General features: G+C 66.0%; 15 protein-coding genes. 8 read left to right on the top strand and 7 right to left on the bottom strand.

Annotation, left to right across the window (positions count from 1 at the left end; all coding sequences use genetic code 11):
- Nucleotides 1-7: 7 nt before the first annotated feature.
- From BST12_RS19660 to BST12_RS19650, 4 genes are all read right to left on the bottom strand, one after another.
- A complete protein-coding gene (locus BST12_RS19660) occupies nt 8-1,459 on the bottom strand; it encodes an alpha,alpha-trehalose-phosphate synthase (UDP-forming) (RefSeq protein WP_083114805.1) in 1,452 nt (483 codons plus the stop codon).
- Nucleotides 1,459-1,623, bottom strand: a complete 165-nt coding sequence (locus tag BST12_RS31015; RefSeq protein WP_139801788.1) for a hypothetical protein — start codon at nt 1,621-1,623, stop codon at nt 1,459-1,461. The genes BST12_RS19660 and BST12_RS31015 overlap by 1 nt, the downstream gene beginning before the upstream one ends.
- A gap of 23 nt (nt 1,624-1,646) precedes the next feature.
- Complete coding sequence (locus tag BST12_RS19655; protein WP_170062162.1) at nt 1,647-2,609, bottom strand: flavin monoamine oxidase family protein; 963 nt, start codon at nt 2,607-2,609, stop codon at nt 1,647-1,649.
- Between the two features lie 194 nt (nt 2,610-2,803).
- A complete protein-coding gene (locus tag BST12_RS19650) occupies nt 2,804-3,163 on the bottom strand; it encodes an FAD-dependent oxidoreductase (RefSeq protein WP_083114825.1) in 360 nt (119 codons plus the stop codon).
- A gap of 110 nt (nt 3,164-3,273) precedes the next feature.
- Here BST12_RS19650 and BST12_RS19645 point away from each other — a divergent pair, with 110 nt between their 5' ends.
- From BST12_RS19645 to BST12_RS19625, 5 genes are all read left to right on the top strand, one after another.
- On the top strand, nt 3,274-4,521 hold the full coding sequence (locus BST12_RS19645) for an aminotransferase class I/II-fold pyridoxal phosphate-dependent enzyme (protein ID WP_083114803.1): 1,248 nt from the start codon (nt 3,274-3,276) through the stop codon (nt 4,519-4,521).
- A gap of 102 nt (nt 4,522-4,623) precedes the next feature.
- Nucleotides 4,624-6,270, top strand: coding sequence for a fatty acyl-AMP ligase (locus tag BST12_RS19640; RefSeq protein WP_083114824.1), 1,647 nt, complete (start codon nt 4,624-4,626; stop codon nt 6,268-6,270).
- Nucleotides 6,267-6,527, top strand: coding sequence for an acyl carrier protein (locus tag BST12_RS19635; RefSeq protein WP_083114802.1), 261 nt, complete (start codon nt 6,267-6,269; stop codon nt 6,525-6,527). Before BST12_RS19640 ends, BST12_RS19635 begins: the two co-directional genes overlap by 4 nt.
- A 74-nt stretch (nt 6,528-6,601) precedes the next feature.
- Nucleotides 6,602-7,486: an enoyl-CoA hydratase gene (locus tag BST12_RS19630; RefSeq protein ID WP_139801786.1), complete on the top strand. Its 885-nt coding sequence runs from the start codon at nt 6,602-6,604 to the stop codon at nt 7,484-7,486.
- 389 nt (nt 7,487-7,875) lie between these two features.
- Nucleotides 7,876-8,709, top strand: coding sequence for an SDR family oxidoreductase (locus BST12_RS19625; protein WP_083114800.1), 834 nt, complete (start codon nt 7,876-7,878; stop codon nt 8,707-8,709).
- Here BST12_RS19625 and BST12_RS19620 read toward each other — a convergent pair.
- Nucleotides 8,692-9,591 (bottom strand): NAD(P)-dependent oxidoreductase, encoded by a 900-nt coding sequence (locus BST12_RS19620; RefSeq protein WP_083114799.1) that lies wholly within the window; start codon nt 9,589-9,591, stop codon nt 8,692-8,694. The two genes, BST12_RS19625 and BST12_RS19620, sit on opposite strands and share 18 nt — an antisense overlap.
- Before the next feature lie 48 nt (nt 9,592-9,639).
- Between BST12_RS19620 and BST12_RS19615 the strand changes: the two genes are divergently transcribed.
- Nucleotides 9,640-10,410 (top strand): SDR family NAD(P)-dependent oxidoreductase, encoded by a 771-nt coding sequence (locus tag BST12_RS19615; protein WP_083114798.1) that lies wholly within the window; start codon nt 9,640-9,642, stop codon nt 10,408-10,410.
- Nucleotides 10,411-10,426: 16 nt separating this feature from the next.
- Here BST12_RS19615 and BST12_RS19610 read toward each other — a convergent pair whose 3' ends face one another.
- A complete protein-coding gene (locus tag BST12_RS19610) occupies nt 10,427-11,968 on the bottom strand; it encodes an LCP family protein (RefSeq protein ID WP_083114797.1) in 1,542 nt (513 codons plus the stop codon).
- A gap of 275 nt (nt 11,969-12,243) precedes the next feature.
- Here BST12_RS19610 and BST12_RS19605 point away from each other — a divergent pair, with 275 nt between their 5' ends.
- Both BST12_RS19605 and BST12_RS19600 read left to right on the top strand, forming a co-directional pair.
- The gene (locus BST12_RS19605) at nt 12,244-12,900 is read left to right on the top strand and encodes an LppP/LprE family lipoprotein (RefSeq protein ID WP_083114796.1); all 657 of its coding nucleotides are present in this window, start codon (nt 12,244-12,246) and stop codon (nt 12,898-12,900) included.
- Nucleotides 12,897-13,643: a DUF2510 domain-containing protein gene (locus BST12_RS19600; protein WP_083114795.1), complete on the top strand. Its 747-nt coding sequence runs from the start codon at nt 12,897-12,899 to the stop codon at nt 13,641-13,643. Before BST12_RS19605 ends, BST12_RS19600 begins: the two co-directional genes overlap by 4 nt.
- Before the next feature lie 36 nt (nt 13,644-13,679).
- Here the strand turns inward: BST12_RS19600 and BST12_RS19595 are convergent, their stop codons facing one another.
- Entirely contained in the window at nt 13,680-13,862 is a 183-nt protein-coding gene (locus BST12_RS19595; RefSeq protein WP_372511104.1) for a hypothetical protein, read from the bottom strand.
- Nucleotides 13,863-13,919 lie beyond the last annotated feature (57 nt).

The following is a 13,919-nucleotide window of genomic DNA, read 5'->3' as shown; positions in this document are numbered from 1 at the left end:
CGGGTCCTCAGCGATGCGCTTCGCCGAGCGCGTCGAGAAATGACCGCGCCCAGCGGTCCACGTCGTGGGCCAGCACCTGTCGGCGCATCGCGCGCATCCGGCGCCGGCCCTCCTCGGGCGTCTGGGTGAGCGCGGCCTCGATGGCGTCCTTGACCCCTTCGGTGTCGTGCGGGTTGACCAGATAGGCCTGACGTAGTTCGGCTGCGGCGCCGGTGAATTCGGATAGCACCAGCGCGCCGCCCAGGTCGCTGCGGCAGGCGACGTACTCCTTGGCCACCAGGTTCATCCCGTCGCGCAGCGGGGTGACCAGCATGACGTCGCTGGCCACGAAGAACGCGATCAGTTCGTTGCGCGGCACCGGCCGATGCAGGTAGTGCACCACGGGGTGGCCCACCTCGGCGTACTCGCCGTTGATGTGGCCGACCTGACGTTCGATGTCGTTGCGCAGGAGCTGATAGCTCTCGACCCGCTCGCGGCTTGGGGTGGCCAGCTGGATGAGAACCGTGTCGTCCCGCTTGGCGCGGCCCTCGGCCAGCAGCTCGTTGAAGGCCTTCAGCCGGACGTCGATGCCTTTGGTGTAGTCCAGCCGGTCGACGCCGAGCAGGATCTTGCGCGGATTGCCCAGTTCCGCGCGGATCTCCCGGGCCCGGCGCCGGACGTCGCGGTCGCGGGCCGCCTGGTCGAGCGCGCCGGAGTCGATGGAGATCGGGAAGGCGCCCACCCGAACCGTGCGCGTTGCCAGCTCCACCTCACCGAATCGGGACCGAACGCCCACGGATGCACGGGAAGTGTTGACGCCCAACAATTGTCGAGCCAGGAACAGAAAGTTCTGGGCTCCGCCGGTCAGATGGAACCCAACCAGGTCGGCGCCCAGCAGGCCTTCGATGATCTCGGTGCGCCACGGCATCTGCATGAACAGCTCGACCGGTGGGAACGGAATGTGCAGGAAGAACCCGATCGTCAGATCGGGGCGCATCTCGCGCAGCATCTTCGGCACCAGCTGCAGCTGGTAGTCCTGCACCCAGACCGTCCCGCCCTGGGCGGCCGCGCGGGAGGTGGCCTCGGCGAATCGGCGGTTGACGTCGACGTAGCGGTCCCACCATTCGCGGTGATAGATCGGCTTGACGATGACGTCGTGGTAGAGCGGCCACAGCGCGGCGTTGGAGAAGCCCTCGTAATACTCGGCGACGTCGTCGGCGGATAGCTGTACCGGCTGCAGCCGCAGTTCGTCCTGATCGATCGGATCCTCGTCGGCATCGACCACACCGGGCCAGCCCACCCAGGCGCCGCGGCGTTTGCGCAGCAACGGCTCGAGCGCCGTGACGAGTCCGCCCGGGCTGCGTTTCCAGGTGGTGGTGCCGTCGGGCAGGCGTTCCTGATCGACGGGCAGACGGTTGGCGACCACCACGAAGTCGGAGTCGCCCCCTTTAGGGCTTTTGGGGCTCCCCTTGGGAGCCATTAGCTCTCGAGCTTCGCCGGCCCAATACCAAGCATCGACAGGAAGACACGGCACTCATCGGCGTCGTTCGCATACGCGGCGACAACACGCCTGGCCTGGCTCGCGGTGCTGTCGGCCAGCGGTTCCACGTCGCCGATTTCACCATGGTCAGTTTTGGTGGGCATTACACAACTGTAAGCCAAGCGGCTCAATCCGCGCTCAGTACCTCGTTTGCCGCACGCTCGCCCGATTGCGCGGCGCCGCTGACGCAGTGGTACGCATACGTCGCGGTATCCACGCCCGCCCAGTGCACCCGGCCAACCGGCTCGCGCACCGCAGGGCCGAATCCGGTACCGGTCCACACTCCGGGCGGCATGCAGCCGGCGAAATCGCCGCGGGTCCATTCGTCCATCGACCAGTTGAATTCGAAGTAGGAATCCGGCTCTGGATTCTGCGGCAAAACAGCGGGGAAGTGAATGTGTTCCGAGAGTTGCCCGCCGTCGGCACCAAATCGATGAGACATCTCTTTGAGCACCTGTAACTTGCGTTCGGCGCGGGTCAGTTGATTGAATTCGCGAGCCTTATCGCCGGCCAGAAAAACACTCATCAGGCCCGGCTTGTCACTTTTTTCGTCAAATCCGGATTCGCGGGCGTTCGGGCTGTAGTCGCCGGGGTAGATCGAAATGGATTCACCGACCAGGCCGCGCTTGCGCCAGAACGCCTCGTCGTAGCAGAGCCAAATCTTCCAGAACGAGCCCGTCGGCACGCGGTGCTGTAATTGAGCGCGGTCGGGCGGCAGGATCGGGTCGAACTGAATGAAGTTCGTCATGGAGATATTCGTCGCGACGATGGCGCGGCGCGCCCGGACGATGATGTTCTGCGCGCTCACCGTCACGCCATTGCCGTCCTGCGCAATATGGCGGACCGGCGTGTTGAGCTGTACGCCGCCGGGACCCAACTCCTCGGCGATCCGATCCGCCATTTGCTGCATGCCGCCACGAACCCGGTACTGCTGCGCTTGCCCCGCGGCCTGGCCGCTCATGTTGAAAATTTTGCTCCGGTAGGTCTTGAGCACGAATAGCCAGTGCAGCAGCGAGCAGGCCCCGAGTTCCACGCCGGTGTATCCGACTATCGCCGCTCCTAGCAGTGCTGCGGCTTCCTTGGTGATCATGTTCAGGTCGAACCACGACTGAACGGTTATGCGGTCGGCCTCTCGGGTGGTGTTGGGCCCCAAGCTCACCGTGAACGGGAATTTGACGTCGTCCCATGGCTTTTCGGGGTCGACGGCCTCCGACATCTTTTCCATGCTGAGTATGGCTTTGCCCAGATCCAGCTTCGCGCCCATGGAAATCGGTGGCAGCGATTTCAGCGGATTCGAATCATGGGCGTCGTATTGCCCCGATCCCATTGCCCGTAGGCCTCGATGCCGAATTCGTCCATGAGCCGGCGCACGTCGGGCTGGGCTTCGGCGTCGGCCACCCATTGACCGCCGATCTCGAAAAGCGTGCCATCCGACATCGTCGCCGTCCAGGTGCGGCCGCCGATGCGTGGTCCGGCTTCCAGCACGGTCACCGAGTTCCCCGCTCTATGCAGCCGGTGCGCGGCGGTCATTCCGGCATATCCGGCGCCGACGACATAGAAATCGGATTCGATCGGAGCCATGATCGTCCTCCTTGCAAGGCGACTCGAAGATCTGGACGCTACGCGCGTCGGGTCGGCCGGCATGGCGAATTGGGACGATTGCCCGGTACTTCGGATGTATTCACTGTTGCGCTGAGACAACCTTTCCGCGAATCCTATTGTTAGCGGGCCTAAACGAGGTGTCTAATGATCGCGTGTTGCACACGTCGAAGCTGAATATTCACACCCGGGCAGAACACGACCGTCGACTGGCCAGTCTGCGCGCCTACGGCGCTCGCAATCAATTGCCGTTCTTCCGGGTACTGGAGGCCGCTCCGGGACCGACCGCGGTCATGGAAGGACAAACCCGGTTAATGTTCGGCTCGAACAATTCGCTGGGCCTGGGCGGTGATCCCCGGTTGAAGGAGGCCGCGCATCGGGCGACCGAGCTATACGGGCCGTCGTGCGAAGGCGCACCGCCATTCTGCGGCACCTTGAAGATCAAGGTCGAGCTCGAAGAGTTGCTCGCCGCCTGGCACGGCACCGAGGCGGCCCTGGTCTACACCGGCGGCTATATGGCCAACCTCGGCGCGCTTTCGGCGCTGTTGGGTGCGGCCGACCTAGCCTTTCCGGACGCCGAAGCGCACGCGTCGATCCACGACGGCATCCGGCTGTCGGGCGCCAGTTCTCGATATTTTCCGCACAATGACCTGGACGCGCTGGAACGCAATCTGATTCGCACCGCCGACCGCGGCGGCAACAAGCTGATCGCGATCGACGGACTGTACTCGATGTCCGGCGACGTGCCGCCGATGGCGGAGATCGCCGCGCTTGCCAACAAATACAACGTCGGCCTCTACGTGGATGAGGCGCACAGCGTAGGGGTGTTCGGAGCCCAAAGAACCGGTATGGCCGAGGAATTCGGCTGCATGAAAGACGTCGACGTGTTGATGGGCGGCATGTCGAAAGCGCTCGCCTCCACCGGTGGATACATCGTGGGATCGCGGGATCTGATCGATGTGCTCAAGCTGTACTCCGGATCCCATATGTTCACCGCGACGGCCGCGCCGGCGGCCATAGCGTCGAGCGCCACCGCGATCGGCATCATCCGCAGCCAGGAGGGAGCACAGCGTGCGGCCGCGGTACTGGCCAACGCCGAGGCCTTGCGGGACGGCCTGGTCTCTCGGGGGCTGACGGTGCGCGGCGCGATCGTTCGCGGCGACGGGTCACACACGGTGTGCCCGCATGTGTCGGTATGGATCGGACAGGAGAGCCACGCGATCGCTGCCTGGAACCACGCCTTCGACAACGGCGTGTTCTGTTCGCTGGCACTGCCGCCCGCGGTCGCGGAGAACCAGGCCCTGATGCGGTGCAGCGTAGTGGCCACTCACACGCCCGCTCAGATCGAGCGAGCCGTCGACGTCATCGCCGCCGCCGTGCACAGCGCGCAATCACCCGGCTGATGCACGGACGGCTGAGCACGTTCAACAAACCCTCAATTATCGAGCGCCATTATCGACCCGTCAGCAATGCCGCTGACTTTGCAGATAGGACTCGTCAATCAAATGAGTAGGTTTACCGACGGTATTGCCAAAGTGGCCGCGAATTCCTCCAACGGTCTGCGTTTCGGCGCCGCGGACGAGCTGCGTTTCGCGAGCTGGGGCGACATCCATCAGACGGCATCCAGGGTGGCCGCCCGGCTGGCCGCCGACGGCGTCACCCGCGGCAGCAAGGTGAGCGTGCTGGCCGTCAACGCCGAGGATGTCGCTCCCGTCCTGCAGGGCATCTGGAAGGCGGGCGCGGCCGTCACGATGCTGCAGCAGCCGACCCCTAATGCAGACCTTGCCGAATGGCATGCCGGCACGTTGCGCGCGCTGAGCCTGCTGGGTGCCCACTGCGTCGTCGTCGGCCAGCCCTTCCTGCCGCTCGCCGACACCTTGCGGGCGTCGGGGTACCGGGTGATCGAAATTCCCGAGACCTGGCGCGACGTGGAGCCGGCCGCCGACGCGGCAGAGGTGTGCACCGACGAGGACGACGTCGCGCTCTACCAGTTGACGTCGGGTTCGACCGGCGACCCCAAGGCCGTGGCGATCACCCATCGCAATCTGTTCGCAGACGTCGAGGCCATGGTGGCCGTGGTGGAGATCGACCCGGACGTCGACGTCACGATGAGCTGGTTGCCGCTGTCGCACGACATGGGGTTGATCGTCTACCTGATCTCGCCGATGTGGGCCGGCAACAGTGCGGTGTGCATTCCGCCGACCGAATTCGTGAGGTCGCCGCTGAAGTGGATGCAGGTGCTGAGCGACCAGCGGGCCACCATCACCGCGGCCCCCAATTTCGCCTACTCGATCGTCAGCCGCCGGCTCAATGCCGTCGCCGACGGCGCCTACGATCTCAGCGCGCTGCGACTCGTCGTCTCCGGCGCCGAGCCCATCGATCCGGCCACCATGTACGAGTTCTCCCGGCAAGGTGCCCGCTTCGGGCTGCGGGATTCGGCGGTTGGCGCGGCATACGGCCTCGCCGAGGCGACGGTGGCGGTGTCGTTTGCCCCCGTACACCAGCCCCTTGCGGTCGAGACGGTGTGCACCGCAGAGCTGGAGAATCATGGCCGGGCGGCGACGGGCTGCGACTGCGCGGCGCCGAAGCGCGACGTCGTGCTGCTGGGAGCGCCGATGTCCGGGATCGAGGTTCGGGTTGCCGACGAGAACGGCGGCACGCTGCCGGCGCGGCACATGGGCGAGATCGCGATCCGCGGCGACGCGGTGTCCCCGTATTACCTGACCGTCGAAGGTGAAGTCGCCGCCGTTGACGCCGAGGGCTGGTTGTGCACCGGTGACCTCGGCTACCTCACCGACGACGGCGAAATCGTCGTGTGTGGGCGCCGCAAGAATGTCATCATCGTGGCCGGGCGCAACATCTTTCCCTCCGACATCGAGCGCCTGGCCGCATCCGCCGACGGCATCCGACGCGGCGGGGTGGTTGCCTTCGGTGTCACGCTGCCGGACCGACGCGAGGAGATCAGGATCGTCGCCGAAACCAACGAGGAGTATCCGAGCCACGTCAGTCATGAGATACGCCGGCAGGTCACCCAGCGGGTGCGCAGCGCAACGGGTTTGAGCCCGAACGTGCTGCTGGTCGGCAAGGGGAAGGTCCCCAAAACGCCCTCGGGCAAAATCCGCCATGTCGCAGCGAAGGAACTTTTCGGGTGAACTCAGTCGAACAATCAGTACTGTCCGTTGTTGCCAGGCTGGCGCCAGACCGGATGGCGCCGGTGAGCGTCGAGTCCCACCTCGTCGACGATCTCGGCTACGACTCGCCCCGCAAAATGGAGCTGGTCGCCACCCTGGAATCCCATTTGCAGACGCGGCTGCACGACCCGAGTTCTCCACTGGAGACCGTCGGTGAGGTCATCGAATGGGTCAGCGCCAACCTCACCGCCAACCTCACCGTCAGCGATAACGCCTAGCCCACCGCCGCATGGCTTACATACCGGCCGTAATCTGTAAAGACGGCCGAGCTGAGGAGAACAAGGTGGGCGCAATGACGGTGGACTACGAAACCCTCGACGAGGGGCGCATCGCCCGGATCTGGCTCAATCGGCCCGCCGAGCACAACGCGCAGAATCGCACCCTGTTGGTTGAGCTTGACGAGGCGTTCGCCCGTGCCGAGGCCGACGACACCGTGCGGGTGGTGATTCTGGCCGCGCGGGGCAAGAACTTCTCGGCCGGCCATGACCTCGGCTCCGATGCGGCGATATTAGAGCGCAAACCCGGGCCCGATCAGCACCCAACCTATCGATCGCACGGCGCCACCCTGGAGCCGATCGTGGAGAAGCTGTACCACCAGGAATGGCACTTCTTCTTCCAAAACACTTGCCGCTGGCGGGATCTGCGCAAGATTACTATCGCCTCGGTGCAGGGCAACGCGATCTCGGCGGGGCTGATGCTGATCTGGGCCTGCGACCTGATCGTCGCCGCCGACAATGCGAGGTTCAGCGACGTGGTGGCGGTACGGCTGGGTATGCCCGGCGTCGAATATTACGCCCACCCTTGGGAATTCGGGCCGCGCAAGGCCAAAGAGCTGTTGTTGACCGGTGATTCGCTGGACGCCGACGAAGCTTACCGGCTTGGCATGGTATCCAAGGTTTTTCCGGTCGACGAGCTGGCCGACAAGACGCTGGAGTTCGCCCGGCGCATCGCCGAGCGTCCGACGATGGCCTCGTTGCTGGTCAAGGATTCGGTCAACGCCGCGTCCGACGCGATGGGCTTCACCGAGGCGTTGCGGCACGCGTTTCACGTTCACGAGCTGGGGCATGCGCACTGGGCGGCGCACAACGAGAACAGGTTTCCGGTCGGCTTGCCGCCAGATGTCGAAGACTGGCGTACCGCGCGGCCGACGCAGATTGCCCGCCGGGATACGCCGTAACCGGCGCTGTTCTGCGCGGTCTAGAAGTCGCTGCCGTCGGGTTAGGGCCTCTGTGCAGGTGATATGCCTGTTTGCCCACCTCGCAGCGACAGCGCAGGGTGTCGCTGTGAGGTGGGCAAAAATACATACACTCCTGCCAGAGGCTGGTGTGGCCGGTGTGACTAGAGCGCCAAAATGTCTGAGCGTCCGACCGCCAAGTCGGCACCCCGGGGCGGCGGTTCGCTGCGCGCTCGGCATCTCGAAGTGACAGCGGTTCTGGGCCCGGGCTCGCGAATTCACTTCTGCCACAAGAGCTTCCGTGTTTCTGTGCCGGCCTCTGTGCAGGTGATATGCCTGTTTGCCCGCCTCGCAGTGTGGCCGGTGTCGGGGCGCGTGGTTCGATGACACCCATGCAGCTTTCCTTCCAAGACCGGACTTACCTCGTCACCGGCGGTGGCAGTGGAATCGGCAAGGGGGTGGCCGCCGGGCTGGTCGCCGCCGGCGCCTCGGTGATGATCGTCGGGCGCAACCCGGACAAACTGGCGGCCGCGGTCGAAGAAATCGAAGCGCAACCGACCGACGGCGGCCACATCCGCTATGAACCCGCCGACGTCACCAACGAGGACGAGACCGCGCGGGCGGTGGACGCCGTCACCGCCTGGCACGGCCGGCTGCACGGCGTGGTGCATTGCGCCGGTGGCTCGGAGACCATCGGACCGATCACCCGCATCGATTCCGAGGCGTGGCGCCGCACCGTCGACCTCAACGTCAACGGCACCATGTACGTCCTCAAGCACGCCGCCCGGGAGCTGGTGCGCGGCGGCGGCGGGTCATTCGTCGGAATCTCGTCGATCGCGGCCAGTAACACTCACCGCTGGTTCGGCGCCTACGGGGTAACCAAGGCGGCCGTCGACCACATGATGCAGTTGGCCGCCGACGAACTCGGTGCGTCCTGGGTCCGGGTCAACAGCATCCGCCCGGGCCTGATCCGCACGGAACTTGTTGCGCCCGTTACTGATTCGCCAGAGTTAAGCGCAGACTACCTGGCTTGTACGCCGCTGCCGCGGCACGGCGAGGTCCAAGACGTCGCAAACCTGGCCATGTTCCTGCTCAGCGATGCCGCCGGCTACATCACCGGCCAGATCATCAACGTCGACGGCGGCCAGATGCTCCGCCGGGGACCGGACTTCTCGGCGATGCTGGAACCGGTGTTCGGTGCCGACGGCCTACGCGGAGTGGTCTGAGTCTGAACCGGAACCGGCGTCGCGCTCGGCGAGCGTCGCGATCGCCGACCAGTCCAGCTGCCCGCCACCGGTTGCGACCAAAGTCAGCAAGCGATCACGCAACAGGCTGGCCGCCGGCAGCGGCACCTGCAGGTCCTCGGCGGCGGCCAGCACCAGCCGAATGTCTTTGAGTCCCAGGGTCGCCGCGAACTGGGCCGGCTCGAAATCCCGTCGCGCGATCTGCCCGCCGTAGGACTTGTAGGTCGGTGCCGGAAACAGCGTCGAGGTGAGAATGTCGACGTACTGCCCCGCGTCGACCCCGGCCTTGCCGACCAGCGCGACGGCTTCGCCGATCGACTCGATGGCAGACGCCAACAAGAAGTTGCCGCTGAGCTTCACCAGGTTGGCGGCGTGCGGCCGGTCGGACACCACGAAGGTGCGCTGGCCCACCACATCGAAGAGCGGCAGCAGCGGCTGCAGCGCCTGCGGCGCGCCGGCGGCGACAACGAATAGCTCGGCGGCAGCGGCCGCGGCGGGCCGGCCGAACACCGGAGCCGCGACATACTGCTGACCCGCTTCGGCATGCGCCGCGGCCAAACTCTGGGACAGGCCCACGCTGATGGTGCTCGCGGACACGTGCGTTGCACCCGGCGCCAGCCAGGTGGTGAGACCGCCGTCGCCGAACGCTACGTCCGAGACGGCCTGGTCGTCGGCGAGCATGGTGAACACCACCTCGGCGCCCCCGACCTCGGCTACGGTGCGCGCCGCAGTGGCGCCCTGCTCGACGAGGGGCTGTGCCCGCTGCGGCGAGCGGTTGTAGACGGTGAGGCGGTGACCTGCCCGCAGCAGGTTGGCGGCCATGCCCGCGCCCATCTGTCCCAGGCCGATGAATCCGATGTCCATGGCGTTCACCCTGCCTTGTCCGGAACCCCTTGGTGAAAGATGTGATGGATGCGACGACTTGAGGGTGATCGGATTCTGGTGACCGGCGCCGGGTCCGGCATCGGCCAGGCCACCGTGCTGCGGCTGCTGGACGAGGGCGCCGCAGTCGTGGGCGCCGACATCGCCGCCGACGGGCTGGCCACCACGCAAGCCAAGGCCCCCGCCGGTGCGCAATTCACGGCGCTGGCGATGGACGTCGCCGACGAACAACAGGTGATCGACGGGGTGCGCCGCGCGGTCGACACGCTCGGCGGCCTGGATTCGCTGGTCAACGCGGCCGGCATGCTGCGCGCCGCGCACACCCACCAGACCAGCGCCGCGATGTGGAATCAGATCATCGCGGTGAACTTGACCGGCACCTTTCTGGTGGTGCGGGAAGCGCTGCCGACACTGCTCGACAACCCCCGCAGCACGATCGTCAACTTCAGCTCCACCTCAGCCACGTTCGCGCATCCATACATGGCGGCTTATGCCGCGAGCAAGGGCGGGATCCAGGCCTTCACCCATTCATTGGCGCTCGAGTACGCAAGCCGGGGGCTGCGTGCGGTGTGCGTGGCTCCGGGCAGCATCAAGTCCGGGATCACCGACACCACTGCGGGGTACATTCCGCCGGACGCGGACTGGAAGCTGTTTTCCCGGTTGCTGCCGATCCTGCCTACCAGTGGCACTGGATTTGCCGACCCGGCGGTGGTCGCCGGCGTGATCGCGATGCTGGTGTCTCAGGACGGCGCGTTCATCACCGGCACCGAAATCCGCATCGACGGCGGAACGCACGCCTAGGCGAAGCGGGTCGCCACTAGTTCACGCACGGCACCCCGCCGCCATCGATCGGCTTTCCTCGATCGGGCGTGGGGTAGGTCGTGGTCGTGCCGTTGTAGTAGTACGAGTTGGGTTTGCTGGACGTCGTGCTCGTCGTCGACGTAGTGGTCGTCAGCTCCTCGGGTGAGGGCAACGAGAAGTTGGTGTCCACCACCACCCGGATGTGTCCGGGCGCGATGTTGGGATTCGGCTGCGCGGGCGCGTCGATGCCAAGCAGGGTGGCCACATTCTGGGCGTCGGTGTCCGCGCCGGTGCCGTAGGCGATCGTGGTGGCCGACGGGTCGCCGTATTCGCGGTCGCGAACCTGACCCGCGGTGAAGCCGCGCTTGCGCAGCGCGCTGGACACCTGGGTGGCCATGCCGCTGATGCTGCCGGCGTTGATCACGTCGACGACGGTGGACGGGTTCGGCTTGACCGAGGTGGTGGTGGGTGCCGTCGTCGGAGAAGCGGTGCCGATCGCCGCGGCCACCTCGGCCCTGATCGCGACCGGGTCGACGATGTTGACGTCCTGGCCGTCGATGTTGTCGTAGCGCACCACCGGCAGCGTCCGGAACTCCACGTTCCCGCCGGTCAGTTCGCCCATACGGCGGAACAGGTCCTCGTCCCAGCCGGCCGATAACACGACGTCTTTGCGCGCCACGGCCATCAGGCTGTTGAGCCGGTCGAAGTTGGTGAAGGTGCCCGAATCCTGCAGTTCATGCATGACCGATGAGATGAAGGCCTGCTGGCGGTGAGTGCGGTCCAGGTCGCCGTTGTCCAGTCCGTGCCGCTGCCGGACGAACGCGAGTGCCTGAGAGGCGTCCAGGCGCTGTGGTCCGGCCGGGAAGTCGGCACCCGAATAGGAGTCGTAGACGGCGTGGTTGAGGCACACGTCGACGCCGCCCAGGGTTTGGGCCAGATCGTAGAAACCGGCCAGGTTTATCTCGGCGAAGTAGTCGATCGGCACCCCGGTCAGGCTGCGTACCGCCCGCAGGGTGGCGGCCCGGCCGGCTTCGCGGCCCCGGGCCTCGAGTTCGTGCTGGGAGCTCACGCCCTGGTTGATCAGCTGCTGGGCGACGTACTGCTTGGTGAGCCCGTACGCCTCCTTGATCTTGGCGTGGTTGTAACCCGGAACCCCGGTGAAGGGCACCCAGTCGTCACGGGGAATCGAAAACGCGACAACCTTCCCGTCGGCGCCCACGTGCACCAGGATCAGCGTGTTGGTGTTGTAGCCGCCCTGATCCGAATCCCCGGCGTGCAGGTGCTTCAAAATCGACCAGGGCAGGTCGTTGCCCTCCTGGTCCTTACGCGAGTCCAGCCCGATCAGCAGGATGTTCATGTTGTTGCCGGTGGACCGCGGATCGTCGGCGGTCAGCGCCTGCGAAATGGTGATCCCGCCCAGTGCACCGTGGGCCACGTAGTAGCCCGCTCCGGTCATCAACAGGGCGACGGCCGATACCAGCGTCATGAAGCTGCGCGTCAGCCGTCTTCGCATCCGCGACGGCTGACGTTCTGCGCGGAGGCGATGATTACCTGCCATTACAAGCCTGACCGATCACCAGCCGACCAGCCGGCACCCAGCCGGCGGTTTGCGGTGATGTCGCTTGTAGCATGCCGTCCAGTATGCGGCAGATTGCTGTGAAGCCCCCACTCCAGAACCTGTGATGTGGGCAGATTCACCCCGCCCCGGCACCTGGTCAGCCGGCCCGCCACGCACCCGGAGCGTTTCCGCTACCAGCATGTTCTGGCTACAATTCGCCATGCTCGCAAGGCCCGGCACGGTCCGGGGAGGTACGGGGAGGCTCTCAGGAAAGCATGGCGTCTGACGACATCGATCCCAACTGGCCCCCGCCTGCCTACGAGCCGTCCGATGTTCTCGACACGACTCCGCCGTCGGGCAAGCCCGGGATTATCCGCTGGATACTGGCCGCGGCGGTGGTGATTGCGGTAGCCGTCGCGGTGGTTGTGATGTTCACCGGCGGGGGTCCCGAAGGCCGGCCGCTGCCGCCCGCGGCGACGTCGCCCGCCCCGACGGCCTCCCCGACGCCCACTGCGGCCGACCCGGCCGGGTGCGGACCCGACGAGAAGACCGCGGTATCTGCGGCGCTGGCCAAGATTCCTCCGGACAGCAAAACCGGCAAGCCGTGGAACCCCAACCCCGAGTCCAGTAACTACGGCCCGTGCGACGACCTGTCCGCGGTGGTGGTGACGGTGCAGGACGCCACCCGCAGTTCGCCCGATCAGGCGCTGATGTTCCATCGCGGCGCGTTCGTCGGGACCGCCACGCCCAAGGCCTACCCGTTCACCCAGATCGAGGATCCGGCCTCCACCGTCGACCTCGTGGTGTTGACATATCGGTCGCGGCAGAGCTGCGACGCGTGCGACGACGGCACGCTCACGACGGTGGGATTCCAGTGGAAGGGTGATCGAGTTCAGGTCCTCGATCCGCTCCCGGAAAGTGTCGGCCCGTGACCGCGCCGACCGCGCCCCCGGCGGCTTGGTATCCCGATCCGGACGGCTCCGGGGGCCAGCGCTATTGGGACGGTGAGCGCTGGACCAAGCATCGCCGCCGCGACCCGTCGGTGCCCCGCTCGCGGCTGGCGGCATTTGCTGACGGGGCGCGGCGGACCTGGTTCGGATTGCCGGCGGCCTTGCGGCTGGTGTTGCCCATCGCGCTGGTGCTGATCGTGGTCGGAGTCGGGTTCATGCTCTGGACGCAGTCGCCGCGCGACGACGACTGGGCGCGGCTGCCCAAGCAACTCAACTGCCGGCTGCAGGAGGGGCCCAAGCCGCCGGACGCCATCACCGTGGCCTCCGTCGCGGTCAAGCACCCGCGCACCGGGGTGCTGGAGCTCGTCATTCGCTTCGCCCAACCGCTGCCGCACTCGCCGACGGGTTCGCACGCCTCGGGCTTCGTCGGCTATGTCCTGGACTACAGCGTGGCCAACAACGGCAAGAAGTTCGTCGAGCTGGGACCCGAAGAGGACACCGACGACCTTTCCATCAACGCCACGCTGGCCACCGGCGACGCATCCATGCGCCCGGACCGCGATACCAACGCCCGCCGGATCGCGCCGGACACCCTGCAGATCATGCTCGAACTCAAGCGACTGGGCGTCGTGAATCAACGGGTGGTGCCGGAGCTGACCCTCGAATCTCAGTTCAACACACCGTCGACCACTACCGTGGAGTTCGCCAAGCAAGTGTGTCGTTAACGAAAACCGCTCTGCCGGTTAGCAATACATGTATTGCTAACGCACCTTTACGACTTCTTCTCCAGACGTGTAGTACAGCCCGACATCGGAGCCGAACACGTTTTCGATGATGAAGACGCCCAGCGGTTCCACTTCGTAGTAGTAATGCGCGTAGCCGTGCGCGTCCAGCGCGGCCGCACAGGTGCGGCCCGGCGTGCCGCAGCGTTGCTTGATCGGCATGGCCAGCGCGGCGATCACCAGCACGACGGCGACCCCGATAACCAGCGGGGCTCTGGG

Source organism: Mycobacterium angelicum, assembly GCF_002086155.1.
Lineage (GTDB): Bacteria > Actinomycetota > Actinomycetes > Mycobacteriales > Mycobacteriaceae > Mycobacterium > Mycobacterium angelicum.
This window is presented reverse-complemented; position numbering and strand designations above follow the sequence as displayed.

What these genes read in the sequence shown, in the direction of transcription:
- BST12_RS19660 (WP_083114805.1), bottom strand. Translation starts at nt 1,459, where the DNA reads ATGGCTCCCAAGGGGAGCCCCAAAAGCCCTAAAGGGGGCGACTCCGAC.
- BST12_RS31015 (WP_139801788.1), bottom strand. Translation starts at nt 1,623, where the DNA reads ATGCCCACCAAAACTGACCATGGTGAAATCGGCGACGTGGAACCGCTG.
- BST12_RS19655 (WP_170062162.1), bottom strand. Translation starts at nt 2,609, where the DNA reads ATGATCACCAAGGAAGCCGCAGCACTGCTAGGAGCGGCGATAGTCGGA.
- BST12_RS19650 (WP_083114825.1), bottom strand. Translation starts at nt 3,163, where the DNA reads ATGCCGGCCGACCCGACGCGCGTAGCGTCCAGATCTTCGAGTCGCCTT.
- BST12_RS19640 (WP_083114824.1), top strand. Translation starts at nt 4,624, where the DNA reads ATGAGTAGGTTTACCGACGGTATTGCCAAAGTGGCCGCGAATTCCTCC.
- BST12_RS19630 (WP_139801786.1), top strand. Translation starts at nt 6,602, where the DNA reads ATGACGGTGGACTACGAAACCCTCGACGAGGGGCGCATCGCCCGGATC.
- BST12_RS19625 (WP_083114800.1), top strand. Translation starts at nt 7,876, where the DNA reads ATGCAGCTTTCCTTCCAAGACCGGACTTACCTCGTCACCGGCGGTGGC.
- BST12_RS19620 (WP_083114799.1), bottom strand. Translation starts at nt 9,591, where the DNA reads ATGGACATCGGATTCATCGGCCTGGGACAGATGGGCGCGGGCATGGCC.
- BST12_RS19615 (WP_083114798.1), top strand. Translation starts at nt 9,640, where the DNA reads ATGCGACGACTTGAGGGTGATCGGATTCTGGTGACCGGCGCCGGGTCC.
- BST12_RS19610 (WP_083114797.1), bottom strand. Translation starts at nt 11,968, where the DNA reads ATGGCAGGTAATCATCGCCTCCGCGCAGAACGTCAGCCGTCGCGGATG.
- BST12_RS19605 (WP_083114796.1), top strand. Translation starts at nt 12,244, where the DNA reads ATGGCGTCTGACGACATCGATCCCAACTGGCCCCCGCCTGCCTACGAG.
- BST12_RS19595 (WP_372511104.1), bottom strand. Translation starts at nt 13,862, where the DNA reads ATGCCGATCAAGCAACGCTGCGGCACGCCGGGCCGCACCTGTGCGGCC.